Source organism: Aequorivita soesokkakensis (genome assembly GCF_001641085.1).
In the GTDB taxonomy this organism is placed as follows: Bacteria; Bacteroidota; Bacteroidia; order Flavobacteriales; family Flavobacteriaceae; genus Aequorivita; species Aequorivita soesokkakensis.
In genome coordinates this window covers 124,769-150,404 of sequence record NZ_LXIE01000023.1, presented here as the reverse complement: position 1 = coordinate 150,404, position 25,636 = coordinate 124,769, and the positions used below count along the sequence as shown (strand labels likewise).

19 protein-coding genes and 3 tRNA genes are annotated in these 25,636 nt (G+C 37.5%); 13 read left to right on the top strand and 9 right to left on the bottom strand.

What is annotated here, in order from left to right; all coding sequences use genetic code 11:
* Nucleotides 1-36: 36 nt before the first annotated feature.
* Nucleotides 37-2,028: a T9SS type A sorting domain-containing protein gene (locus tag A7A78_RS09275; protein WP_165593560.1), complete on the top strand. Its 1,992-nt coding sequence runs from the start codon at nucleotides 37-39 to the stop codon at nucleotides 2,026-2,028.
* Between the two features lie 34 nt (nucleotides 2,029-2,062).
* On the opposite strand, the gene A7A78_RS09270 is transcribed toward A7A78_RS09275, so the two are convergent.
* Complete coding sequence (locus A7A78_RS09270) at nucleotides 2,063-3,007, bottom strand: NAD-dependent epimerase/dehydratase family protein (protein ID WP_068762175.1); 945 nt, start codon at nucleotides 3,005-3,007, stop codon at nucleotides 2,063-2,065.
* Nucleotides 3,008-3,125: 118 nt separating this feature from the next.
* Between A7A78_RS09270 and A7A78_RS09265 the strand changes: the two genes are divergently transcribed.
* Together A7A78_RS09265 and A7A78_RS09260 are read left to right on the top strand one after the other, a co-directional pair.
* Nucleotides 3,126-3,716 carry a hypothetical protein gene (locus tag A7A78_RS09265; RefSeq protein ID WP_068762174.1) on the top strand — a complete coding sequence of 197 codons (591 nt, stop codon included), beginning with the start codon at nucleotides 3,126-3,128 and terminating at the stop codon, nucleotides 3,714-3,716.
* Between the two features lie 73 nt (nucleotides 3,717-3,789).
* Nucleotides 3,790-5,856 (top strand): M13 family metallopeptidase, encoded by a 2,067-nt coding sequence (locus A7A78_RS09260; protein ID WP_068762173.1) that lies wholly within the window; start codon nucleotides 3,790-3,792, stop codon nucleotides 5,854-5,856.
* A gap of 122 nt (nucleotides 5,857-5,978) precedes the next feature.
* Here the strand turns inward: A7A78_RS09260 and A7A78_RS09255 are convergent, their stop codons facing one another.
* Nucleotides 5,979-6,788, bottom strand: a complete 810-nt coding sequence (locus tag A7A78_RS09255; protein ID WP_068762172.1) for an NAD(P)H-binding protein — start codon at nucleotides 6,786-6,788, stop codon at nucleotides 5,979-5,981.
* Nucleotides 6,781-9,150 (bottom strand): M28 family peptidase, encoded by a 2,370-nt coding sequence (locus tag A7A78_RS09250; protein WP_068762171.1) that lies wholly within the window; start codon nucleotides 9,148-9,150, stop codon nucleotides 6,781-6,783. The genes A7A78_RS09255 and A7A78_RS09250 overlap by 8 nt, the downstream gene beginning before the upstream one ends.
* Before the next feature lie 122 nt (nucleotides 9,151-9,272).
* On the opposite strand from A7A78_RS09250, the gene A7A78_RS09245 reads away from it, so the two are divergent.
* The gene (locus A7A78_RS09245; protein WP_068762170.1) at nucleotides 9,273-9,734 is read left to right on the top strand and encodes a CBS domain-containing protein; all 462 of its coding nucleotides are present in this window, start codon (nucleotides 9,273-9,275) and stop codon (nucleotides 9,732-9,734) included.
* Here the strand turns inward: A7A78_RS09245 and A7A78_RS09240 are convergent, their stop codons facing one another.
* A complete protein-coding gene (locus tag A7A78_RS09240) occupies nucleotides 9,735-10,316 on the bottom strand; it encodes a TMEM175 family protein (RefSeq protein WP_068762169.1) in 582 nt (193 codons plus the stop codon).
* A gap of 240 nt (nucleotides 10,317-10,556) precedes the next feature.
* On the opposite strand from A7A78_RS09240, the gene A7A78_RS09235 reads away from it, so the two are divergent.
* The 7 genes from A7A78_RS09235 (at nucleotide 10,557) to A7A78_RS09200 (ending at nucleotide 16,454) form a co-directional block, all read left to right on the top strand.
* Entirely contained in the window at nucleotides 10,557-10,892 is a 336-nt protein-coding gene (locus A7A78_RS09235; protein ID WP_068762168.1) for a single-stranded DNA-binding protein, read from the top strand.
* A gap of 69 nt (nucleotides 10,893-10,961) precedes the next feature.
* Nucleotides 10,962-13,040: a DNA helicase RecQ gene (recQ, locus tag A7A78_RS09230; RefSeq protein ID WP_068762167.1), complete on the top strand. Its 2,079-nt coding sequence runs from the start codon at nucleotides 10,962-10,964 to the stop codon at nucleotides 13,038-13,040.
* Between the two features lie 747 nt (nucleotides 13,041-13,787).
* The gene (locus A7A78_RS09225) at nucleotides 13,788-14,339 is read left to right on the top strand and encodes a hypothetical protein (RefSeq protein WP_068762166.1); all 552 of its coding nucleotides are present in this window, start codon (nucleotides 13,788-13,790) and stop codon (nucleotides 14,337-14,339) included.
* A 14-nt stretch (nucleotides 14,340-14,353) separates the two neighbouring features.
* Nucleotides 14,354-14,435: transfer RNA gene (locus A7A78_RS09220), tRNA-Tyr, on the top strand.
* A gap of 4 nt (nucleotides 14,436-14,439) precedes the next feature.
* A tRNA-Asp gene (locus A7A78_RS09215) sits at nucleotides 14,440-14,512 on the top strand.
* Between the two features lie 241 nt (nucleotides 14,513-14,753).
* Nucleotides 14,754-14,813 (top strand) — tRNA-OTHER (locus A7A78_RS09210).
* A gap of 540 nt (nucleotides 14,814-15,353) precedes the next feature.
* Complete coding sequence (locus tag A7A78_RS09200; protein WP_068762277.1) at nucleotides 15,354-16,454, top strand: slipin family protein; 1,101 nt, start codon at nucleotides 15,354-15,356, stop codon at nucleotides 16,452-16,454.
* A gap of 39 nt (nucleotides 16,455-16,493) precedes the next feature.
* Here A7A78_RS09200 and A7A78_RS09195 read toward each other — a convergent pair whose 3' ends face one another.
* The 4 genes from A7A78_RS09195 to metG all read right to left on the bottom strand — a co-directional run bounded on the left by A7A78_RS09195 (nucleotide 16,494) and on the right by metG (nucleotide 23,262).
* Complete coding sequence (locus A7A78_RS09195) at nucleotides 16,494-17,390, bottom strand: DMT family transporter (RefSeq protein ID WP_068762164.1); 897 nt, start codon at nucleotides 17,388-17,390, stop codon at nucleotides 16,494-16,496.
* 90 nt (nucleotides 17,391-17,480) lie between these two features.
* Nucleotides 17,481-19,619 carry a Tex family protein gene (locus tag A7A78_RS09190; protein ID WP_068762163.1) on the bottom strand — a complete coding sequence of 713 codons (2,139 nt, stop codon included), beginning with the start codon at nucleotides 19,617-19,619 and terminating at the stop codon, nucleotides 17,481-17,483.
* 9 nt (nucleotides 19,620-19,628) lie between these two features.
* Nucleotides 19,629-21,125, bottom strand: coding sequence for a hypothetical protein (locus tag A7A78_RS09185; RefSeq protein WP_207489352.1), 1,497 nt, complete (start codon nucleotides 21,123-21,125; stop codon nucleotides 19,629-19,631).
* Between the two features lie 37 nt (nucleotides 21,126-21,162).
* Nucleotides 21,163-23,262 (bottom strand): methionine--tRNA ligase, encoded by a 2,100-nt coding sequence (gene metG, locus A7A78_RS09180; protein WP_068762161.1) that lies wholly within the window; start codon nucleotides 23,260-23,262, stop codon nucleotides 21,163-21,165.
* 84 nt (nucleotides 23,263-23,346) lie between these two features.
* Between metG and A7A78_RS09175 the strand changes: the two genes are divergently transcribed.
* Both A7A78_RS09175 and A7A78_RS09170 read left to right on the top strand, forming a co-directional pair.
* Complete coding sequence (locus A7A78_RS09175) at nucleotides 23,347-24,243, top strand: S66 peptidase family protein (protein ID WP_068762160.1); 897 nt, start codon at nucleotides 23,347-23,349, stop codon at nucleotides 24,241-24,243.
* A gap of 76 nt (nucleotides 24,244-24,319) precedes the next feature.
* Complete coding sequence (locus A7A78_RS09170) at nucleotides 24,320-24,682, top strand: YraN family protein (protein ID WP_068762159.1); 363 nt, start codon at nucleotides 24,320-24,322, stop codon at nucleotides 24,680-24,682.
* On the opposite strand, the gene A7A78_RS09165 is transcribed toward A7A78_RS09170, so the two are convergent.
* The gene (locus tag A7A78_RS09165) at nucleotides 24,679-25,497 is read right to left on the bottom strand and encodes a helix-turn-helix domain-containing protein (protein WP_068762158.1); all 819 of its coding nucleotides are present in this window, start codon (nucleotides 25,495-25,497) and stop codon (nucleotides 24,679-24,681) included. The two genes, A7A78_RS09170 and A7A78_RS09165, sit on opposite strands and share 4 nt — an antisense overlap.
* Nucleotides 25,498-25,636: the final 139 nt, after the last annotated feature.

The window sequence follows — 25,636 nt, the reverse complement described above, 5'->3', positions numbered from 1 at the left end:
AAAAATAAATATGTACATTACTTGAAATTAACCTTTATGAAAAAAATAGTACTTCTCCTTTTATTTGTTTCTAGTTTTTCAAGTGCGCAAATAGTAAATATTCCAGACCCCATTTTTAAAGCCGAATTGATAGCGGATGGAGTTGATACAAATATAGATGGGGAAATACAGGTAAGTGAGGCATTGGCCACAACAAGTATTTCTTTATGGAGTTTTAATATTACAGATCTAACTGGAATTGAAGCTTTTATAAACCTAGAATCTTTTGAATGCCTAAGTATTATGATTACGACCTTGGATCTCACGAGCAATATAAACTTAATTCAAGTGGATGTCATAACTCCTATGCCCAGTCAAATGACATCCATTGATTTGTCTTCCTGTATTGCACTTGAAAGCCTTTCAATATCAGAATCCTCTATAACTACATTGGACTTAAGCTCAAATGTAAACTTAACAGCTTTATACATTAGTAGAAACCTATTGTTAGAAACAGTCTTTATCAAAAATGGCAGTGATGAAAGCTCAAATATGGATTCAGGAAGTTGGATGGAAAATTGGTTAACGAGCAATAACCCAAATTTACAGTATGTATGTGCAGATGAATTTCAAATTTCAGAAATACAGCAATTTGCAGGGACTGATTATCCTGTAAATTCTTTCTGCGCAATCGCCCCCGGAGGTGATGTAAATACAATTACTGGAGTAACGAAATTTGACAATGAAGGAGATGGATGCGATTCAGGAGATAGCCCTATTCCCTATACAAATTTTAATATAGAGTTTAATGGCACACCTACCAATGCAATAATCTACAGTAATGCCCAAGGAGTTTATGATTTATTTGTTGGGCAGGCAGGCACCTATACTTTATTGCCAACTATGGAGAATCCTGATTATTTTAATGTTGACCCGCCCGCCGCAGATATATTATTTCCAGTAATTGATAATAGTACTGTAACCCAAGACTTCTGTGCAGAAGCTAATGGAATACATCAAGACCTAGAAGTAATGATTGCTCCAATAATTCCAGCAAGACCTGGATTTGAAGCCACCTATTGGCTAGTATATAAAAATAAAGGAAACCAAATCCTTTCGGGTGATGTTCAATTTAACTATCCGGAAGATCGCATGGATTATGTGTCTTCAAGCACAACCCCAGATACCCAAGGATCCGGGACCCTGACTTTTAATTTTACAGATTTGCAACCATACCAAACAGTGACTGTTGAAATAGTTCTTGATGTAAATGGCCCAATGGATACACCTCCCGTGAACATAGACGATGTTTTGGTTCTTTTTACGGAAATTAACCCAGTTGTAGGAGATGAAATGCCAAATGATAACTTTTTTACCTTAGACCAAAAAGTTGTTGGTTCCTACGATCCAAATAATATTGTTTGTTTACAAGGAGAAGAAGTACCTACAACATTTATTGGAGATTACCTTAATTATATTATAAATTTTGAAAATACCGGAAATGCCCCAGCTGAGAATATTGTTGTAACGATGGAAATAAATCCAGCTGACTTTGAGCCCAGCAGTCTTCAAATTCTTAAGTTATCACACGATGCACAAATTGTGATAAATAACAATGTAGCCGAGTTTCATTTCCAAAACATAAATCTGGGGACGGGAGATCACGGAAATATTCTTCTTAAAATGAAAACCAATAGCAACTTAACATCCGCTGATGATGTGAGAGCCCAAGCCAATATCTATTTTGACTATAACTTCCCAGTAGAAACGAACGAGGCAATAACTTCATTTAGGGTTTTGGGAGTTGAAGAATTTGATGCCTCGCAAATTTCAATTTATCCAAATCCAGCAAACACTTTTGTAGAAATTCAGTCGATTTCAATTATTAAAAATATTACGGTCTATGATCTTCAAGGAAGAAAGATCCAAGTTTTTCAAACTGAAGCCCAACATGCAGAGGTGAATATTTCCGCATTAAAAACTGGGATTTATCTTTTCTCCATAGAAACCGAAGCGGGAAAAACTATAAAAAAGATAATAAAACGCTAAATTAGATTTATAGTTAATCTTTAACTTTTGCAGCCTATTTTTTACCTAAGTTCTCAAGCATAATATTGGTCATTTCATCCAATTCAATTTTATGCCCCCAACCCCAATCGTTTCTAGCATCACTATCATTTATGCTCTGGGGCCAACTATCTGCAATGGCTTGCCTAAAATCTGGCTCGTAGCTAATTTTAAATTCAGGAATATGCTTTTGGATGCTTGCCGTAATTTCCTCTGGATTAAAACTTATTGCTGCAAGATTGTATGAACTGCGTATCTTAATATTTTCAGCCGGAGCTTCCATTATATTTGTAGTCGCCCTAATGGCATCGTCCATAAACATCATCGGCAAGGTAGTTTCAGAATTTAGGAAGCAAATATATTTTTTATGCTTTATGGCTTTATGGTAAATATCAATCGCATAATCTGTCGTACCACCTCCCGGGAGCGTTTTATAACTAATTAAACCTGGATAACGGATGCTGCGGACATCTACTCCATAACGGTTAAAATAATACTCACACCAGCGTTCGCCAGTTTGTTTGCTTATTCCGTAAACAGTGCTTGGTTCCATCACGGTGCGCTGCGGGGTGTCTGTTTTGGGCGTTGTGGGGCCAAAAACCGCAATGCTTGAAGGCCAGAATATCTTTTCAATTTTTTTGTCCTTTGCCAAATTTAAAACGTGAAAAAGCGAATTCATATTCAGGTTCCAGCCTTTCATAGGGAATTTTTCAGCTGTGGCGGAAAGCATGGCGGCCATTAAATAAACATCCGTAATTTCGTGACGCATTACCACTTCTTCAACGGCGTCATAATCCATGGCGTCCAGAATTTCAAACGGGCCACTTTTCATCAATTCCTCATCGCCTTCGCGAATGTCGCTGGCAATCACTTTGTGTTTCCCGAATTTGCTACGTAAATAAACCGTTAATTCCGTCCCAATTTGTCCGCAGGCGCCAATGATCAAAATTCGTTTTTTCATATTTTACTTTTTCAAAAATGAAGTGTAAATATACGGATTATCACTTCTTTTAAAGTTAAAAAATATTATGCGCCATTTGGTTAATAACCAGTATCTTTGTGCGCCTTTTAAGATTTTTATGAGATTTATAATTTTACTTTCTGTTCTCTGCGGATTTATTTTTTCCTGCGGGAATTCTTCCGAAGAAAACCAAAACCCAGAATCTGCCAACGATTCTTCCATTATTTTCGGTTACAAAGATTATAATTTCCCCGAGCTTTCGGCCCCTGCAAAAGAACAGGCGGTGCATTGGGGCGTGCTGGAAGATTTCTTTTCTGAAGCAAAAAACGTAAACGGTAGCAATTACGAAGCGTTGCGAAACCACTCTGAGCGCATGAAGGAATATTCAGATTCGCTTTTCAAAAATATTCCCGACACTTTGAACACAAAACCCATAAACAGTAGGTTATTGGTTTTAAAAACCAGAACGGAATTGCTGTTCCAAACAGCGCACCAATCTATTATTGATTCTTCCAAAATCCAAAATTCAGTGATAGAGATGAATATTGCCGTAAAGAATTTAATAACACAACTGAACGAAAAATTCCAGAAAGACAATATAGATTTCCAAAGAAAAGAAGACGAAGAAACCGAACTGAAAAAACAACAGCGGTACAAAGATTCAATAATGAATTTAGAACTTCAGGACAAAAACAAGAAAAAAGTGTAACAAACACAGGAAAAAAGTTACTTATAATTTCTTATAAATTCAAACAATAAATACAATAATCAAAAACCATAAAATGAAGACTAATTTTTTAAAACCTGTTCTGGCTTTTGCAGTCATTGCAGTAGCCGCAACCGCTTGTAAAGAAAAAACTGATGTGGCTGTTGCTGACACTGAACCACACGGGATTATTCTTGCAAACATGGACACCACGGTAAGTCCAAAAGCAGATTTTTACAATTATGTAAATGGGAACTGGATGAAAAACAATGAGATTCCAGATGACCAAACCAGTTGGGCTGGATTCACCATCCTAAGAAAAAAGACGGATGCAGATATGCTTAACATTTTGTCAAAAGCAAAAGAAAGCGGAAAATACGCTCCAGACACAGATCAAGCAAAAGCTTTGATGATTTATGAATCACAATTGGATTCTGTTTCTAGAAATAAAGCGGGCGTAGAGCCTTTAAAACCCATACTTGAAAAAATTGCTGCCGTACAAAATATGGAAGATTTTCAAAAATTGATGAGTGAAGATGCCGTTGCCGTTTCACAACCGTTTTTGGGTCTTGCTGCTTTTTCAAACCCAAGTAACAGCGCGATGAACTCGGCATATATCACTCCAGGCGGTTTAGGCCTTCCTGACCGTGATTTTTATACTAATACAGATCCAGCTTCTGTAAAAATCCGTCAGCAGTATGTGGATTATATTACCCGTATGCTTCAATTTTTAGGCGATTCTGAAGAGTCTGCCCGCAAACAAGCTGAAACCATTCTTGCTTTTGAAACAAAACTTGCAGAACCAAGATTAGATAAGGTTGCGAGCCGTGATTTTAGAAACTTCAACAATCCACGAAGCATTGCCGAATTACAAAAAATGCTTCCACAACTCCAGTGGAAAGAGGTTTTCAAAGGAATGGGCGTTACCAAAAAAATGGACACCGTTATCGTGATGCAACCAAAATATATGGAAACATTGAAACAAATGTTTGCAAAACCAGATTTTGAGACTTGGAAAACCGTAATGCGTTGGTCAACCTTAAACAGCGCTACCGGAATGTTAACAACCGATATTGACAGAGCTAGTTTTGATTTTTATGAAACTACGCTTAAAGGCACCAAAAAACAAAAACCCGCTACCGAACGTGCCCTTGCCACCGTTAACGGAAGTGTTGGCGAAGCTTTGGGTAAATTATATGTAGATGAAATGTTCCCGCCGGAAGCAAAACAAAAAGCGGAAACAATGATTGATAATGTAATTGCAGCCTACAAAGACCGCATCAACGCTTTGTCTTGGATGAGCGACAGCACGAAAGTGAAAGCCATCGAAAAGCTGGACAAATTCACTGTGAAAATTGGATATCCAGACAAGTGGAAAGATTATTCTTCTATGGAAGTGAAGCCAGGCAATACCTATTATGACAATATGGTTGCGGTGCAAACATGGAATTTTAGGGATAATCTTGATAAAATTGACGAGCCTGTAGATCGTACAGAATGGGGAATGAGCCCACAAACTGTGAATGCATATTTCAATCCATTTAATAACGAAATCGTTTTCCCAGCAGCAATTCTTCAACCACCTTTCTATGATTATAAAGCAGACGAAGCTGTAAATTATGGTGGAATTGGCGCAGTAATCGGTCACGAGATTTCGCACGCTTTTGATGACAGTGGTTCGCGTTTTGACGCAAATGGAAACTTGGTGAACTGGTGGACAGACAAAGATCTTGAAAACTTTACCGAACGCGGCAATAAACTTGCCGATCAATACAGCAATATAGCGGTTTTAGATAGTGTTTACATCAACGGAAAATTCACTTTAGGTGAAAACATTGGTGACCTTGGTGGCGTGCTTGGTGCTTATGATGGTTTGCAACGTTTTTACAAAGAAAACGGACGTCCTGATAACATTGACGGTTTCACGCCAGAACAACGTTTCTTTATGAGCTGGGCAACGGTTTGGCGTACAAAATCTCGTGAAGAGGCGCTTCGCAACCAAGTGAAAACAGATCCACATTCTCCTGGAATGGTTCGTGCTACACAACCCTTGCTGAATGTTGATGCATTCTACGAAGCTTTTGATATTAAGGAAGGCGACCCAATGTACCTTGCACCAGAAGACCGAGTGCGTATTTGGTAGTTTTCCAATTGTCACATTGAGCGCAGTCGAAATGCTTTGTATTTCAAATCATTCGGCTTCGACTGCGCTCAGCCTGACATTTTCTAGAAATTAAAAGGAGCTGTAAAAGGCTCCTTTTTTATTTATATAGAAGTTTTAAAAGTATAATTTAAAACAGCTTTCAAATTCTCAGAATCTACTTGTTTGAAAATTTCGTTTGCATCTGCTTCCGCAAAAGTCGGCGGTTGCAAATTAAGCTCTTTTGTCTTTTGAATATAATAATCCGCTTTTGTGGGGTGGTTCGGATTTACTGCGTTAAATACTTTCCCGACGGCATCCTGTTTTAAAATTTCAACTAAAATTGAAATGCAATCATCCCGATGAATCAAATTTACAGGAGCGTTGCCATCTGTCAAATCTTTTCGCCCCGCTAAATACTTTGCAGGCTGTCGGCTACCGCCAATCAAGCCTCCAAAACGCACAATTGTAGTCTGTAATCCTTCCGAATTGAAGAATAATTCTTCCACTTGCCGCAATTGTTTTCCAGAAATGGTTTCGGGCTTTGGGACGTCTTTTTCGGTTACATTCCCCTGTAAATCATTATACACCGAAGTACTGCTTACCAAAATAATTTTTGAAACCGAAGATTGCTTTATTGCTTCCAGCAAATGCACCATTTTCAAAACATAATCGGCTCCCGTATTTTTCCGAAGTCCCGGTGGAATCATTATTATTAAGCAATCCACATTATTTAGTAACGCATTGATTTCGCCGTCAATTCCTTTTTCCGAAATTTCCAAGGGATAGGTTTCAAAACCATTTTGTTGGAGCAAAGTTGCCTTTGCAATACTAGTTACCGAGCCTTTTACGGTATAGCCCAAAGTAACTAATCTGTACGCTAAAGGCTGTCCAAGCCAACCAAGACCAGCAATGGCAATTGTTTTATTAATCATTCAAAATAATTTCTGGATTGGTATTAATTGTATCTACAATTTTCATTCTCAGGGAATCTACGGAAAATGTACGTTTCACAGCAACCGCATCTGTAATGACGAACGGTTTTGGCATCGTGTAATCTGTCCTTTTAGAAATATTAAATTGTGGATCGGTCATTAAATCGAATGAATATTCCATCACTTTAAAAGAAACCGAAACATTCTTTTCCACAGAAAAATGCACTTTCAAGGAATCGTTTTCTGAAACGTAATAATTGATAAGCGCATTATTTTTTGTTCCGCGGTAATCTTTGGATTTTTTAGCGTAAAGTGGTGCTTTTAGCCCATTGAATTCCAAAGAATCAAAAGAAATAAATTGATCGCTGTATAAATCAATTTTGTTTACATTTCTTTTTGGAACAATAGTAAAATTCACATTTCGAAGGTTTGCAACCACTGTATCTTTTTCCAAAATAACTTCAAAATCTGGAATGTTCTTTTCGGGGGCTATTGCCCAATAACTGTATTGAGAACCATATTTATTATAAGGCGCTTCGGCCAATGCAGGAGTTGCGGTTTCGGGATTTTCGCCTACGTATTGTTGTGTCCAATCGTCAAGTTGTTTGTCGTAGGTTAGCCAATAGGTTTTGTCGGTATCGGCATCTTTATAGTAAACAAGGCTGTTTGGTTTTTTTCGTTCTTCGGAAAAATCACTTTTTGAATGCGCTTTTATGAAGAAAAAAGCAGCGAGCAATAAACAAAGTACGGAAAGCAAGCCTTTCATTTTATAATATCCGAAAACAGGCCATAATAATCCAAAAAGCAAAACTGTGAAAGCACAACTAACCACAAGCATTTTTAAACCAAGTCCCACGGGGAAAAACTGGATAAGAGGCGCAAAAACAAACAATGCCGGAGCCGCCAAAAGCGCCATTGCCAAAAGATTGGGCCGTTCCTGCCGAAGCATTACAAAAAATGACAAAAGCCCAAAAAATACAGGAATGATGAAAAATGCCGCACCTTTCAAGATTATAAAAACAGCAATGTTTATCAATAACCAGAATAATAACGGCGCCACATAAAAAGATGGTTCTTTGAATTTTTGGGTGAATTTTTTATAAATAGCAAACGTAATTGTCAACGAAAGAAAAACGAAAAAAGCAATATACCAATGACCATTATAAGTGAAACCTTGTTGGATTTCGGCATATTGCGGATAAAGAATTAAAATCAATTTCCAGCAAAATAGCCCAATAAGTCCGCAAACAATCAAGGAAAGCGAAAACGGCGCAAAACCCAACGCCATCATTTTCCCGTTTAGTTTTCTTCTGTAAAGTCCGTAATAAATTAGAAATAAAAAAAGTAACGTTGCCAAAATAAGCATGGGCAAAATCCACGAAAACGGATAGCTTATCATTTTCAACAACGGGAGGTTTACATAAACATCGTCCGTTTTTGACTTCAATTTTGAAAGATCAGCATTTGCAAAATAATGGATTAGCGGAAGCAGATAGCTACCTTGATGGGCGAGGCTGTTTCGGCTTAAATTATGAAAAGTATCGTTGGCAGTATGATAGTTAAAATGACTGTCAATAAAAGCAAAGAAAAAACTTTCAGCATTGCCATCTTCCCTAAAAATCGTAGAATCGGTATCGTTTGGCAACATTTTGTAAACGCTGTACATCAACGAAGAAGCCACCGGAAAATCTGGATTTGCTTCAATGAATTCCTTCACTAGTGCAGAATTTCCTCCATTGGTTTCCAAAATCATATTGCTTGCGCCACTGCTTCCGCGCGCTTCAAAATTGAGTACCAACCCTACATTTTTTGCCCATGGATGTTGGTTCACAAAAAGTTTGGCTCCGTCCAATCCAATTTCTTCGGCATCGGAAAAAAGAATTATAATATCGTTTTTAGGTTGTTCCGTTGAAGCCAAAAAAGCACGGACACTTTCTAAAATTGTAACCAAGCCACTTCCGGCATCGCTTGCGCCAAAAGATGGAACCAGGGCGCTATCGTAATGTGAAAGCAATAACAATGCTTTTCCTTCCCCAGTTCCTTTTATTCTGGCAACGATGTTGATTGGTTTGTCCAGTGTTTTCGATTCTGGGTTGAGGCTAAACCCTTTTTGAATGTGTGGGTCGAGACCTAATTTTCGCAATTCCGAAATCAAAAATTCACGAACTTCTTCGTGTCCCTCAGAGCCTAAATAATGAGGTTTCTTTGAAATTTCGCTTAAAGGCTGCAGTGCTCTATCTACAGAAAATTTAGTGGCGGGAGCCGTTTCATCTCCATCGTAATGGGGCGTCAATCCGAAAAAACTGTAAAATACCAATGCAATAATCAGCAAGAGCGAAAGGACAGCGCCAAGTTTTTTCATGGTTGGGAAGTTTAAGTTGTTAAAAATACAATTTTAATCGGAAGGAATTTTTCTGAGCAATACATAGATTTCTGCGGTTTGATAAAATTGTTTATCTTAGAAGTTCGCAAAAATTTGATATTATGGGAATTAAAAGTTTTATTGGCAGAAGGGCAAAGCCCCAAAAAGGTTCTTCGGAAAAAATAAAGGTCTCCGATTATATGACTCGTAATCTAACCACTTTCAGGCCAGAACAGTCTATTTTGGAAGTTATGGAAGTGCTTTTAAAGAAAAGGATTTCTGGCGGCCCCGTAGTTAACGATAAAAATGAATTAGTCGGAATTATTTCCGAAGGTGATTGTATGAAACAGCTCAGCGATTCCCGCTATCACAACCACCCCATGGAAGATGTGAAAGTAGAGCAGCATATGATCAAAAATGTGGATACCATTGACGGTGAAATGAACGTGCTGGATGCTGCAAACAAATTTTTGGAATCTAAACACCGTCGTTTCCCAATTTTAGAAAATGGCAAATTAGCTGGGCAGATAAGTCAAAGTGATGTGTTGCGCGCAGCTATGGCACTAAAAGGGCAAACTTGGTAATTATTCGTTTTCCCTAAAAATAATTTCTATCCTTTTATCGGGAATCAACCATATTAAAGCCACTAAAATATAGAGTGCTCCAGCGGTCCAAGGGCTATAAAAAGAAGCAATAATTGCTACAATATAAATTATTGGCGAAGCTTTTCCTTTTATATCTTTTCCCAATGCTTTTGCCAACAACGAATCTTTTCCCTGTAAGGCTAAAATTCTATTCTGAAGAATAAAATATGCAATTGCCGCCATCAGAAGCACAACTCCATAAAGCGCCATCGGAAGCTCTGCAAAATGATTTTCACCTACCCAACCCGTCACGAAAGGAATAAGCGATAGCCAAAACAACAAGTGAAGATTAGCCCAAAGAATTCCTCCGCTTACCTTTTCTACGGCGTGCATCATATGATGGTGGTTATTCCAATAAATTCCCACATAAATAAAACTAAGAATATAACTTAAAAACACGGGTAAAACAGGTGTTAGCGATGCCAAATCGGTTCCGTGTGGCACCTTTAGTTCCAAAACCATAATTGTAATTATAATGGCGAGCACGCCATCGCTAAAGGCTTCCAATCTGTTGCTGTTCATAAGTCAAGCTTGTTAAAAATTACTCTTCAGTAGTTGAAAGTACGAAAATTTAAAATATGAACCATTATATGTAAACTATTGATTTGCAAAATTATACTCGTTTTCAAACGGTTACAAACAACTATAAACGAAAGTAAATATGTAACAACCAACTAAAGTTTGGAAGCCAATGTAAGTTTGTCCTGTCGAATAAAATGAAGTTCGATAGTATCAATTGTTTAACAATAAAAATTAGAAATCATGAGCACACTTAGAAACAAAGTACAGTTGATTGGAAACTTAGGAAACGATCCTGAAATCATTAATCTTGATGGAGGAAAGAAATTAGCAAAATTCAGTATTGCTACAAATGAAACCTACAAAAATCAAAAAGGGGAAAAGATTACGGACACCCAATGGCATAATATTGTGGCCTGGGGGAAAACCGCTGAAATTATTGAAAATTATGTTACTAAAGGAAAAGAAGTTGCTGTTGAAGGCAAACTTACTTCAAGGTCATATGATGACAAAGAAGGAAATAAACGATATATAACCGAGGTAGTATGTAATGAGCTAGTCATGCTGGGGAGTAAATAAATGACTGGCTAACAAAGCCCCCGCTTCTGGTGGGGGCTTTTTAAATTTTAAAACTTTATTTTTACGAAAATGGAAACAACTGCCCAGCACCCTATTCAGGATCTTCTCAAAACGCATTTCGGTTATGAAACATTTCTTCCGAATCAAGAAGAGATAATAAAAAACGTTTTTGATCAAAAAGACACCATTGCCATTATGCCCACTGGTGGCGGAAAATCATTGTGTTTTCAATTGCCGGCTTTGGCTTTGGAAGGAACTACAATGGTCATTTCACCACTAATCGCTTTAATGAAAGATCAAGTGGATGCATTAAAAGCAAATGGTATTTCCGCAGAATTTTTCAACAGTTCCCAACCTTATGAAGAACAACAGCAGGTTTTAAAAAATCTTCAAAATGGAGATTTGAAGCTTTTGTATGTTGCTCCAGAAAGTCTACCGCAGTTAAACTTTATTCTGAATTCAATAAAAGTTAGTCTTTTTGCCGTTGACGAAGCGCACTGTATTTCCAGTTGGGGTCACGATTTTCGACCAGCATATACACAACTGAAAAGCCTGAAAGAACAATTTCCAAATGTTCCGTTGATTGCACTCACCGCAACCGCAGACCGAGCCACTCGGGAAGATATTGCAACACAACTTTCAATTCCCGAAGCCAAAACTTTTATAGCCTCTTTTGATAGACCCAATTTATATTTAGATGTTCGGCCCGGTCAAAACCGCAACAAGCAGATTTTAGATTTTCTGAAAAACCATTCCGATGAAAGTGGAATCATCTATTGTTTGAGTAGAAAAAGTACAGAAAAACTAGCAGCAACTTTAAAAACCAAAGGTTACAAAGCTGAAGCCTATCACGCTGGCTTGACTTCCGAAGAAAGAAATACGGTTCAAGATAATTTTTTGAACGATCGAACTCCAATAATTGTTGCAACAATTGCTTTTGGAATGGGCATCGACAAAAGTAATGTGCGTTGGGTAATCCACTATAATATGCCTAAAAATATCGATGGCTATTATCAAGAAATTGGCCGGAGCGGACGTGATGGCTTACCAGCACATACCATACTTTTTTACAGTTTTGCGGATGTTATTATGCTCAGAAAATTTGCCGAAGGCTCTGAAACAGAAACCTATCAATTAGCGAAACTCGAACGGATGCAACAATTTGCAGAAGCGCTGAGTTGTAGAAGAAAAGCTTTACTCGGTTATTTTGGGGAACATATCACAGAAGATTGTGGCAATTGCGATATCTGCAAAACTCCTCCCAAATATTTTGACGGAACTTTAATCGCGCAAAAAGTATGCTCTGCCGTTGCACGATTACAAGAACAAGAGGCATTAGGAATGGTTTTGGACGTTCTTCGGGGTTCACAAAATGCACAAGTTTACGACAAAGGATATCAGAAAATCAAAACCTTCGGCGCCGCAAAAGATATTTCGTGGCGCGACTTGCAGCAGTATGTCATTCAACTTTTAAACCAAGGCGTTTTACAAATTTATTTTCATGAAAACGGTCGATTATTGCTCACGCCATTAGCCAAAAAGGTTTTATTTGAAGGAAAAAAAGTACGATTGGCAAACATCATTAAAGAAGTGGAAAAAGTAAAAACCGAACGGGCTCCACGAAAACGCGCCGAGCTTTTTGACAAACTTCGGGAATTGCGCCTAAAACTGGCACAAGAAATAAATAAGCCAGCATTTGTGGTCTTTGGCGATGCCTCGCTGGAAGACATGGAATTCAAAAAGCCGAGAAATCGGGAAGAATTTGCGGAAGTTTCTGGAGTTGGACAGGCAAAGCTTGAGAAATATGCAGATGATTTTCTAAAAGTAATCAATCGACATTTAGATACTTTGGAAAATGATTTGCCAACACACGAAAGAAGCTATAAAATGTTTATGGAAGAAAATCTTTCTCCATCTGAAATAGCTGAAAAACGTGGACTTTCTGAAGATTCCGTTTATGGACATTTCATAAAAATGCACCAACTTGGTGAAGCTTTTGACTTTTCACAATTTATTTCTTCCGAAGAAATTCAGCAAATAAAAAATGCTGAAAAAACACTTGAAAACCCCGAAGTACTGAAACCATATTTTGAATATTTTGAAGAAAAATTGCCTTATTGGAAGATAAAACTCGGATTGTATTTATAAAATCCATTTGCTAAACATTTGGAAATTAGCCAAAAATTAACGCATATTTGCACCACAATGAAAAACACAAATTTACATAATGCACCAATAGGACTGATTTGTCAGTCTGAATATCGCAAAATGGTTGATCCATTTTTACGATACGGAGCGTTATGTAATTATTTTTTGAAGTGATTTAACACATATAAAAAGATATTTCAGGCGCTCGACACATCGGGTGCCTTTTTTTATGGATTTTTTTTAAAAATTAATTGTATTTGAAAAGCATCTAAGCCAAAATAGCAGTTGAGTAATAAGCAAATGATAGACAGCAAGTTGCGGATTATTTCAAAGTTCGTGAAAAACCGAACAGGAATTCTATATTCTAAATTCAGCATAACTATTTGATTATCAATAAAATAAATTGAAATTTTATTTGTGTAATTAAAAAATGCATTTAATATTTGCACCGCAGTTTTAGAGAAAGAAATTTCAACTGCAACAATAAAAAATAGAAATAATAATAAACAATAATTAAAAAAGCTATGTTTTACCTAACAATTACAAAAGGACAAAACTGGGTAGATGATTTACCAGAGAACCAGCTTCGGAAATTTTATAGTTAGAAAATAACCGCTACTATGAAAATCCGAAGCACGACAAACTGTTTCGGATTTTTTTATGTCAATTTTTGACGTATCCCTTTCCGTTACAGTGGAAAAAAGAATTCAGAATCAATTCTGAAAAAACAATTAATAACATACTGTAATGGACACAAATACACACAATATTTACTTGTTCAAGGCGCTGGACGCATATCCTTTCGCCTTAGAAGAAGCGATTGAAGCCTTAAACTACGCTTTGTCTTATGACGAAAAAAATGTGCAGGCACTTTGCTTAATGGCAAATTTACAAGCAGATCAATTAAACGATTTTGAAGCTGCCAAGCATTATTTTGAAGCCGCAGTTGCCAGCAAAATGGAGCTTCCAAGAATTTATCCGGATTACGTTTACACATTGATTCGTAACGAGGATTTTGAAGAAGCACAAAAAGTTTTGGACTACGCATTACTATTGAAAGGTGCGGACAAAGCATTGCTAAACCTGTTGCAGGGTCAACTTTTTGAAGCGCAAAAATGCAATAAAAAAGCGTTGAAAGCATACAAGTGCGGACTAAAATTAGGCCTGAACAATCACTTTATCACTTTCGCCGAAAACGAAATAGAACGAGTAAAGAAAAAACTTCCGAAGAAAAGGAAGGAAAAGAAAAAAAGTAAAACTAAAAGAAAGGAGAAAAAGTCAAACCGCTCCAATAAATAATGGAGCGGTTTTAAGGGAGTTCGCCGGAGTTGGAGAGCCGGGGCAGACTGTAAATCTGTTGCATATGCTGAATAGGTTCGAATCCTATCGCTCCCACAATAGTACCGTAGTTCAAAGGCTAGAACGCCCCACTGTCTATGGGGAAGGTATGGGTTCGAGTCCCATCGGTACTGCTAAATTGGTTTCAAGTTGAAGGTTTCAGGTTTCAAGTTTTTGGAATTTGGTTTTTGAAATTTGGAATTTAAGTTATCAAGCAAGTCTTGTTGCGTGTTTCTATATAGCACCATTGTATAAACCGTTGCAGAAATGCATCGCGGGTTTATATCCAACTTGATTTGAAGGATTGGTTGTTATCCAAAAAACGATCGCACTCTGTGTACGTGGGTTCGACTCCCACACTCAATTTTGGTTTGAGGTAGTTCAGTGGTTAGAACAACAGAAGTAGGTGTCACCGGTTCGAATCCGGTTCTCGATGCATAATCGGGATAGCTCAGTTGGATAGAGCACTGCTCTTTTAAAGCAGGATGTGGACTCATAATCCACCATTCAGAAAAGAAGGTCAACTTTTAAAAACAGACCACCAGCCTGTCACGTTGGAAAAATTGTGATGAAAAGAGTACATGGAAAATCGGTTGTTATTCTCCTGCAAGGTTTTCAAAACCTTGTAGGTATTAAACAACAGTCCCAAACGTACTTTGAAATACTGACAAATTTAAAAACAGGAAGCAGTTGCTTTTTGTAATCGGGTTCTTTTGAAATGATTTTTCGCTTTTTTGAATAATCTTTCGGCTGAATCCCTTCACATAAAACCAATTTATTTCCCTTTAAATTCCCAGTATTTCCGTGCCGGAAGGATGATTTTCCTTTACTGTTTTCTTTAATGAAAAATAGATGCGTTTCAGAAAACGCCCAAAATAACCTTACCCAAAAGCAGCACCGGTAGCTTGAAAAGTAAGTGGACATGCCTTGACGGGCGTTGTCAAATTAATGTTGAATTATAAAAATGTAGAAATCATGAAAAGAGTAAGAATCAACGCGGGAAACGTAGGTTTGGTTTTTAAAAATGGTGATTACCAAGGCGTAATCACTCAAGGAATCCACTGGTTGGGTTTTGGCAAAACGGTGCTGCAATGCAGCATGGCGGTTGCTTTTAACACGCCAAAGGAATTGGAGCTTTTGTTAAAAGACGAAAATTTGAAAACGATGCTTCACATAATTGAAGTGAAGGATAATGAATTGGTTTTGGTTTTCAAAAACGAACGTTTTAGCCAAGTTTTGAAATCTGGCAGATATGCTTTTTGGAAAGGTTTGGTTGAGTACGAATTCACCACTGTGGATTTGAGCAAAATCTACATTACCGAGAAAATTGATAAAGCGCTTTTCAGCAATACTGAATTGAGCAAATACATCAGAATTTTTGAAGTGGCAGCTTTCGAAAAAGCCGTATTTATTGTGGACGATGTGTATGTGAAAACTTTGGAAAGCGGTACCTACCGTTTTTGGAAGAACGACACTACCATCAAAATTGCAAAAGTAGATTTGCGTCAATTGCAACTTGAAGTTGCCGGACAGGAATTGTTGACCCAAGACAAAGCCGCAATCCGTATCAACTTTGATACTCAGTACAAAGTTATAGATATTGAGAAAGCGTTGCTGGAAAACAAGGATTTTGAAAAGCAATTGTACGTTTCATTGCAGCTCGCGCTGCGTTCCTACGTTGGAACATATACACTTGATGAGCTTTTGGAAAACAAAGCGCAAATTGCGAAAGCTGTGTTTGAAGACACAAAGACAGCCGCGGCCAAGTTGGGTGTAGCAGTATTGAACTGCGGTATCCGTGATGTAATTTTGACCGGTGAAATGAAGGATATTATGAACCAAGTTTTGGTGGCGCAAAAGAAAGCACAAGCCAACGTAATCACAAGGCGTGAAGAAACAGCTTCAACCAGAAGCTTGTTGAACACTGCCAAATTGATGGAAGAAAACGAAATGCTTTACAAACTGAAGGAAATGGAATTTGTGGAAAACATCGCCGACAAAATTGGTGAGATCACAGTTTCTGGAAACGGAGGTATGGTGAAGCAGTTAAAGGAAATATTTGCCGCTGGCAAATAACCTGCTACAAAAGGTCGTCCAAAAGGGCGGCCTTTCTTTTTATACATTATCAATTGTTTCGTTATTAAAAGACCTTTTCAACCACAGTTTCTTCGAATAAAAAGTAATTCGAATTCCGAATAAAAGAATAACTCCGCCCAAAATCATTTGTAAACTTACTTCTTCGCCAATAAAAAGCCATGCCAAAATAGTAGTCAAAACTGCCTGTCCCAAAAGACTAACGGAAACCCGCGTGGCGCGCATATGTTTTGTTGCATAGCCCAAAAGTAGCCACGCCAGCAATTGGCAAACCACACCTTGAACCACCAAAACAAACCATCCCATATTGCTGAATCCTGAAAAAGGTTGTCCAATAAAATAACTCAAGATTGCTAAGAAAATAGCCGACGAAAGTGTGCTGATGGTAATAAATGGTAATACTTCCACTTCGTAAAGCACATATTTGCTAAGCAACATATAAACGGCATAAAACACTCCCGAAAGAATTGCAAAAACAAAGGCCAGATCAAAATCTAGTTCTAAGAAAAATCCAAAACCAACCAATGTTACCATTCCGAAAATGGCAATTGCCGTGCCTATCCAAAAATTAGTAGTTGGCTTGTTTTTTAAGAAGAAAAACGCACCAACCCCTACCCAGACTGGTGAAAGATTGGTGAGTAACGTAGCTTGAGTTGCGGTCGATTCCTGAATGGCGATGTTCCAAACAGCAACATCGGCAGCAAAAATAAAACCGCACAAAACTGTAAGGCCCAACATTTTAAGATTGGGAATTTTTAGCTTCCCAGTAATAATACTGAATGGAACCAATAGTGCCGCGGCAATCGCCATTCTATAAAACGCTGAAATAACACCCGGCGACAAGCTAAGTTTTACCAAAATGGGGAAAATGGAAATACAAACTATTCCAATGACAAGGGCAATTCGGGGCTTTGTCATAAAAGTGAAATTGAGAAGATTAAAATAAAAGCCGCAAAATTAGGCTTTAAAAGCTATCTTTTGATGACTTAAGTCAATATTAAAGAATAATTAACGCGTTTCTAAATGGTGCAGTTTTAGTTGAATGCGTTTTCTTTCCACATCTACATCAAGCACTTTTACAACAATTTGTTGGTGCAAATGAACGTGCTCGTTTACATCCTTCACAAAAGAATCTGAAAGATTTGAAACGTGAATCAAGCCACTTTCCTTAATTCCAATATCCACAAAACAGCCGAAATTAGTGATGTTGTTTACAATTCCTGGCAATAGCTGTCCTTCTCGTAAATCGGTAATGTTTTTTATATTTTGGTTAAAAGTGAACACTTTTGCCTCTTCTCTAATATCCAAACCAGGTTTTTCAAGTTCCTTAATTATATCTTTTAAAGTAGGAAGACCAATTTTTTCGGAAATATATTTTTCTAAATCTATTTTCTGAAGCAGTGTTTTGTTTCCTATTAATTCAGAAACTTTTACTTTTTCATCCTTCGCCATTTTTGAAACAACTGAATAACTTTCAGGATGCACCGAAGAATCGTCCAGTGGATTTTCACCATTTTTTATGCGAAGAAATCCAGCAGCCTGTTCAAAAGCTTTTCCGCCCAAACGCGGCACATTTTTTATTGCTTCACGGGAAGTAAAAGCGCCATTTTCTTCGCGATAATTCACCAGATTTTCAGCCAATTTTGGACCGATTCCCGAAACATAACTCAACAGCGGAACGCTTGCAGTATTTATATTTACACCAACGGAATTCACACACAATTCCACAGAAGTATCGAGCGAGCTTTTCAATTTTGTTTGATCCACATCGTGCTGATATTGCCCAACGCCGATGGATTTTGCATCAATCTTCACCAATTCAGCCAACGGATCCTGCAAACGGCGACCGATGGAAACTGCGCCGCGAACCGTAACATCGTAATTTGGAAATTCATCACGTGCAATTTTTGAAGCCGAATATATAGACGCCCCAGCCTCATTAACCACAAAAACCTGCATTGGGTTTTTAAATTGAATTCTTTTTATAAATTGTTCCGTTTCACGCGAAGCGGTTCCGTTGCCAATGGCGATTGCTTCAATTTTATGTGCATCCGCAAGTGAACTTATTTTTTTCATCGCGGTTGAAGTGTCATTTTTTGGCGCGTGCGGAAAGATGGTTTCGTTGTGATGCAAATTTCCTTGTGCGTCAAGACATACAATCTTACAGCCACTTCTAAAACCTGGGTCGATTGCCAAAACGCGCTTTTCTCCCAACGGCGAACCAAGCAAGAGTTGTTTTAGATTTTTTGCAAAAACATTGATTGCACTTTCATCTGCTTTTTCTTTTGCCGCGGAAAGTGCTTCGTTTGAAAGTGCCGGAAACAAAAGGCGTTTGTAACTATCATCAATCGCAAGTTTTATTTGTTTTAAAGCAGAATTATTAGCTTTTATAATTCTCTCTTCAATTTTAAACAGCGCTTTTTCGTCATCAATTTCAATTTTTTGACGAATAAATCCTTCCGAAGTTGCTCGAAGAATAGCTAACAATCTGTGCGATGGAATTTTATTTAAAGCTTCGTTCCAGTCAAAATAATCACGGAATTTCTGTGCTTTTTCGTCATCTTCAAATTTCTTTACCACTTTGGTTGAAATCACGGCAAAACGCTCCAATCGGTTTCGAAGCATATTCCGAATATCGGTGCGTTCGTTTATCCATTCGGCAATAATATGGCGTGCGCCTTCCAAGGCTTCCTCTTCGGAATTTACTTCACCTTTCACATATTTTAAAGCAATTGAAGATATATCGGAAGCATTTTGGGACATTATAATTTTCGCCAAGGGCTCCAAACCGTTTTCGCGAGCGGTATCTGCTTTGGTTTTGCGCTTCTTTTTGTAAGGCAAATACAAATCTTCCAAAGCAATTAAATCTGTGGTTTCCTCAATTTTTTTCTGAAGTTCTGCCGTCAATACTTCCTGCTCTTCCAACGATTTTAGAATGGCAATTTTTCGCTTTTCCAGCGCTTCAAACTGCTCTTTGAATTTTACGATTTCGCCAATTTGAACCTCATCGAGATTGCCTGTCAGTTCCTTTCGGTATCGGGAAATGAAAGGAATGGTGCAATCATCGTTTAAAAGTTTCACCGTGTTTTCAACACTTTTTTGTGGGAGTTGGGTTTGGGAGGTTATGTATTTTAGAAGATGTGTCATTTATAGAGATTACTCTGAAAATTTAAAGAATTTATACACATTATCGATAGTAAAGTATCTACCATAAACAAAATAATCATCCATTCTAAACACCGTTTCTGCTTTGGCTTTAGGAAGGTTTGAAGTGTGGTTTCTTAACCTATTAAAAACATTTTGCGGAATTTCACCATCAATGTGTTCGAAATCTTCATTAAATAGACATTCAATGCGTTTGGTTCTATTCGCTTCGTTGTAGGGGAAACTTCCAAAAGAAAAAAAGGTTGGGTTGAATCCGCTTGTAACTACCATCCCACTGCTCGTGCTATTTATCATCATTCCATTTCCGGGCCCGCCAAACATCATTGGCCCTCCAAAGCCACCACCTCCTCTTTTAATAATTTCATTACCTCCCAACGTTAATTGGTAGCCAGTGCTCGTGGGATTTACCGCAACCCCACTATTTCCACCGTTGAATATTTGAAGAAGTAAATTAGTTTTATCCAATTCCTTCGTCTTTATAGATTGATTTGTAGCATATTCTTCAATAATGGCGCTATTTTTAAACGGAATATCTTCGTCTTTTGAAAGAACAAACCGTTTTAATTCCTTTTTTGTTGCAAGCTCCTTTACGGTAAGAACCATTATTTTACTGTTTCCGCCAATCTGGAATATTTTATCCTTATACAGATATGAATTGGTTGTATTAAATTTTTCATCTCCCATTCCATTCAATTTTTCAATCGCTGCAATTTTTACTGAAAGCTCTGGCACTTTAAACTCAAGTAGGTATGTAAATAAACCTTCTTTGTCGATTGATAGTATAAATGAATCGCCACGATCATAAATCTTGGAAAGATTGCTTGTGATTTGAAGTGAATTAGGGTTTGACTCCTCAATTTTAACAACAGAGGTCAAGCCATTAAAGCTATCATACAAAAGTTTATAAAGTGTGGTTGGTTCGTTTTTTCCATTGACAAAGACATTTTCGGTGAAGTCAAATGATTTCTTTTCAAACTTTCCATCGTGTTGAAAAGTATAGATGTTTAAAAGTGAACTTTTTTTGCTAACGGTGATTATATAAAGCCTGTCTTGGTAACTGTGCGACTGAAGGTAAATTTCATCTTCCAATTTAAAGCCAAATTCAGTTTCAATAGATTGTTCTCTGTAAAAATCAAAAAGCACGGCTCCAAATTTTTTATTGTAATATTCTTTAAAATATAAACGCACTTGCCCATTTTTAATGGTTTTCCCGATGATTTCATTATATCCTTCAGGCAAGCCTTTAGAAGCAAATTTAGAAATTGGCTCTAGTTCCTGTGAATATAAATAGGCGTTTATAGATTGCTCATTAACCATAAAAGTTGAAAAGGTTTTCTTTTCATTATCAACAACTACGTAAGCATTCTCAACGGAATTATTCTTTTTACTTAAATCATTTGGGATTTCTAAAAAAGGCGTTTGGGCAAATGTTGAAAAGACACAGAAAATCGAAAGAAATAGTATTCTAAAAAACATGAATCTAAACATTGAATGGTTTAAAGAAAATTTTAAAAGAAGTATCAAATTAATTGATGGTCGCCCCATTCTCAACCCCTTCTTCACCTGGATTCAGAAAAACCAATTTCCCATCCGCATTTTCCGTCATCAAAATCATTCCTTGGCTTTCCACGCCACGAAGCGCTCGTGGTGCAAGGTTTGCCAAAACGGTAACTTTTTTTCCGATAATTTCTTCGGGCTTAAAACTTTCCGCAATACCGGAAACTATGGTGCGAACGTCAATTCCGGTGTCAATTTTTAAAACTAAAAGTTTGTCAGCTTTGGGCATTTTTTCGGCTTCAATTATCGTTCCAACCCGCATATCTAGTTTTGCAAAATCGTCGTATTGAATCGTTTCTTTTTGTGGCGTAACCTTTTTGTTTGCTGCTTCGTTCATTTTCTTACTCGCTTGTAGTTTATCTAATTGTTGTTGAATTTGTTCGTCCTCAATTTTGCTGAAAAGCAATTCGGCTTTATTTATTTTGTGGCTTGTTTTCAATAATTCTGATTTTGAAGACACATCGTTCCAACCTAACGAGGTCTCGACAGAGCCTGTCCTGAGCGCAGTCGAAGGGCTCGACCTGACATTGAGCATATTTTTAAGTTTTTCTGAAGTAAATGGCAAAAACGGTTCACTTAAAACTGCCAAAGCGGAAGCGATCTGCAAAGCAACATACATAACGGTTTTGGTGCGTTCTTCATCGGTTTTTATGGTTTTCCACGGCTCTTCGTCTGCCAAATATTTGTTTCCAAGTCGGGCGACGTTCATCAATTCTGCCTGCGCTTCGCGGAAACGGTAGCGCTCCAACGAACTTGCGATTACGGCAGGATACGCCTTTAATTCACTTAAAACCTGTTCGTCAATTTCTGAAAAAGTTGCTGGTTCGGGAATAATTCCTTCGTAATATTTATCGGTTAAAACCATTACACGGTTTATGAAATTTCCGAAAATAGCAACCAATTCATTATTATTTCGGGCTTGAAAATCAGCCCAAGTAAAATCGTTATCCTTTGTTTCTGGAGCGTTCGAAGTTAATGTATAACGCAGAACGTCTTGCTGATTCGGGAAATCCTCCAAATATTCGTGCAACCAAACCGCCCAGTTTTTACTGGTTGATATTTTGTTGCCTTCAAGGTTCAAAAATTCATTTGCTGGAACATTATCAGGAAGAATGTAACTTCCCTCCGCTTTCAGCATTGCAGGGAAAATAATGCAATGGAAAACAATGTTGTCTTTCCCAATAAAATGAAGGAGTTTGGTGTTTTCTTCTTTCCAATAATCTTCCCAATTTTTGCCTTCTCGCTCCGCCCATTCCTTGGTTGAAGAAATATAACCGATGGGCGCATCAAACCAAACGTACAACACTTTCCCGTCCGCACCTTTTACTGGCACGGGAATTCCCCAATCGAGATCGCGAGTTACGGCACGTGGGCGCAATCCATCGTCAATCCAGCTTTTACATTGACCGAGCACGTTGGTTTTCCAATCTTTCTTATGGTCAACTAAAATCCATTCCCTTAAAAAATCTTCGTAACGATCCAACGGTAAAAACCAATGTTTTGTTTCTTTTAAAACAGGTTTATTTCCAGAAATTACGCTTCGCGGATTTATCAAATCGGTCGCGTTTAAGCTGGTTCCGCAGTTTTCACATTGGTCGCCGTATGCTTCTTCATGACCACATTTTGGGCAGGTTCCTATTACAAATCTGTCCGCCAAAAATTGATTGGCTTCTTCATCAAACAATTGCTCGGTAATTTCTTCAATAAATTGACCGGCATCATACATTTTCTTGAAAAATTCCGAAGCGGTTTTATGGTGGATTTCAGCCGAAGTGCGTGAATAATTATCAAATGAAATCCCAAAATCTTCAAAACTTTTTTTGATGATTGTGTGATATTTATCAACCACTTCTTGCGGTGTTATTCCTTCTTTTTTCGCTTTCAACGTAATGGCAACGCCGTGTTCATCGCTTCCGCAGATAAACGCAACGTCTTTGTTTTGAAGCCTCTGGTAACGTGCATAAATATCTGCAGGCACATAAACACCCGCCAAATGGCCTATGTGAACAGGGCCGTTTGTGTAAGGCAATGCGGCCGTAATTGTATATCTATTCGGGTTCTGATCCATAATTTTTTTTGAAAGCCTGTCAAAATGGGCAGGCAGGCACAAAAGTACACATAAATGTAGTAATTTGTGGTTTTAAATAGATTCATGATTACACCAAAAAAACTACAAAAGGGCGATACGGTTGCCATTGTTTCCACTGCTCGGAAAATTTCAAAAGAAGAATTGAAACCTGCAATCCAATTACTGGAAAGTTGGGGGTTGAAAGCCGTTTTGGGAAAAACCATCGGCGCCGAGGAAAACCAATTTGCGGGAAGCAATGCTTTGCGTGTGGCAGATTTTCAAGAAATGCTGGACGATACAAATATAAAAGCAATTTGGTGCGCTCGCGGTGGTTACGGAACCGTACGGATTATTGATAAACTGGATTTTTTTGCATTCAAAAAAAATCCGAAATGGATTGTTGGGTATAGTGATGTTACGGTTTTGCATTCGCACATCCATAATTTTGGGATTGAAACATTGCATGCACAGATGTGTTTGGAAATAGAAAACAAAACTGTGGAAACAGCCGAATCTATTCGGAAGGTTCTCTTTGGGGAAGAATATTGTATTGAGTTTGAGCGGACAGATTCCTTCGCTTCGCTCGGAATTTTGAAAGGAGAATTGATTGGTGGAAATCTTTCGGTGCTGTATTCGCTTGTTGGAAGTACTTCAGAAATGAAAACTGATGGAAAAATACTTTTTATTGAAGATCTTGACGAAATGCTGTATCATGTTGACCGAATGATGATGAATTTAAAACGAAGTGGTTATCTCAAAAACCTAAAAGCAATTGTAATTGGTGGAATGACAGAGATGAAAGATAATAAAGTGTATTTTGGAAAAACAGCAGAGGAAATAATAGTTGATTTGGTAAAAGAATACAATTATCCTGTAATTGCAAATTTTCCCGCTGGGCATATTAAAGATAATCGGGCTTTAATTTTTGGCAGAAAGGTGGAATTAGAAATTGAAACAAATAAAGTGGTCTTGAAATTTTAAGAAATTCCAAAAAAATAAACCCCAAATTCCAAAAGGCTTTTGGAATTTGGTGCTTGAAATTTGGTACTTTAATCTAATGGCTTCGCACAACGAACTCGGAAAATTAGGAGAAGAAATAGCCGCGCAATATTTGCTTAAAAGCGGCTATAAAATTCTGCGCCGTAATTTTTATTTCGACAAAGCTGAGATTGACATCATTGCCCAAAAAGAGGAAGATACTGTTGTAATCGTGGAAGTAAAAACCCGAAATAACTCATATTTTGGTGATCCGCAAGATTTCGTAACAAAAAACAAAATCAAACTTTTGGTAAAAGCCGCCAACGAATATATTGTTTCAAACGACCTAAATGTGGAAGTTCGTTTTGATATTATTGCTGTTCTAAAAAACCAAAAAGAGGAAAAATTGGAACATTTTGAAAATGCTTTTTATCATTTTTAATGCTCCGGAAGTCGGGAATCTTTTTCTTTTCTTACAAACTCCTCAATTTTATAAAGTAAAATAATCTGTAAAATCATAGCTGGAATTAAAAAGGTAAGCCCCAGCCACGCCATAAAAACAATTGCAAACAATATTCCGCTCACTACTTCAAATCCTCCAGCTATTTCGGGGATTTTACCGAAAGGATCCTTCAATCGCATTATTGCCAAACCAAAAATAATACTGCCAATTCCGCAGAAAATGGATTGTGTAGTCATAACATATTCAGTATAAAATGGTTCAAAGTAAAGCGAAGCCATATCATATCCATAAAATAAAATGGTTGTACCGATTAAAAAGAAAGCACCGATTTTCAGCAAATAATTATTAAAAATTTTGCCGCTCAAAACAAAGCCCCATAAAAAATAAATATAGGCAAGCATCACTATAAATTTCATACTGATGTATGCAGCTTTGGGGATTATCAATTCATCTTCAAAAAATCGGGCATAGTCAACGGCAAATTCCACAAATCCGGAAAGGAAATAAATGATACCGCAAATCCAAGCCAGTTTTATGTAAAAAACAGAAAAGCCAATTTCTTTTAAATTGAAATTTTCAAAAGGGGAAGTTTCGGGTTCTTGCAGATCTTCCAAATCTTCGCCCAAGGCATTCAAAATCGTTTTCAACGTAAAACTTCGGGGCGTTACTTCGCCAGCTTCAATACGCTGGATGGTCCGCACGTTAATGTTGCACTGCTCCACAAGTTCTTCCTGTGTTAGGCCTTTTTGTTTTCTTAGTTCTAAAATTTTTCGACCGAGTTCTGGTTGTTTCATTTGTCTATTATATTTGTTTCTAAAAAGTCAAATGGAACATCCTATTAGATATTTTGTCGTTGATTAGAAAAAATTAGCGGATGTTTCATTTTCTAAAAATTTATGAAGCAATAGTACGATGGCAGTAAAGATAGTGCAA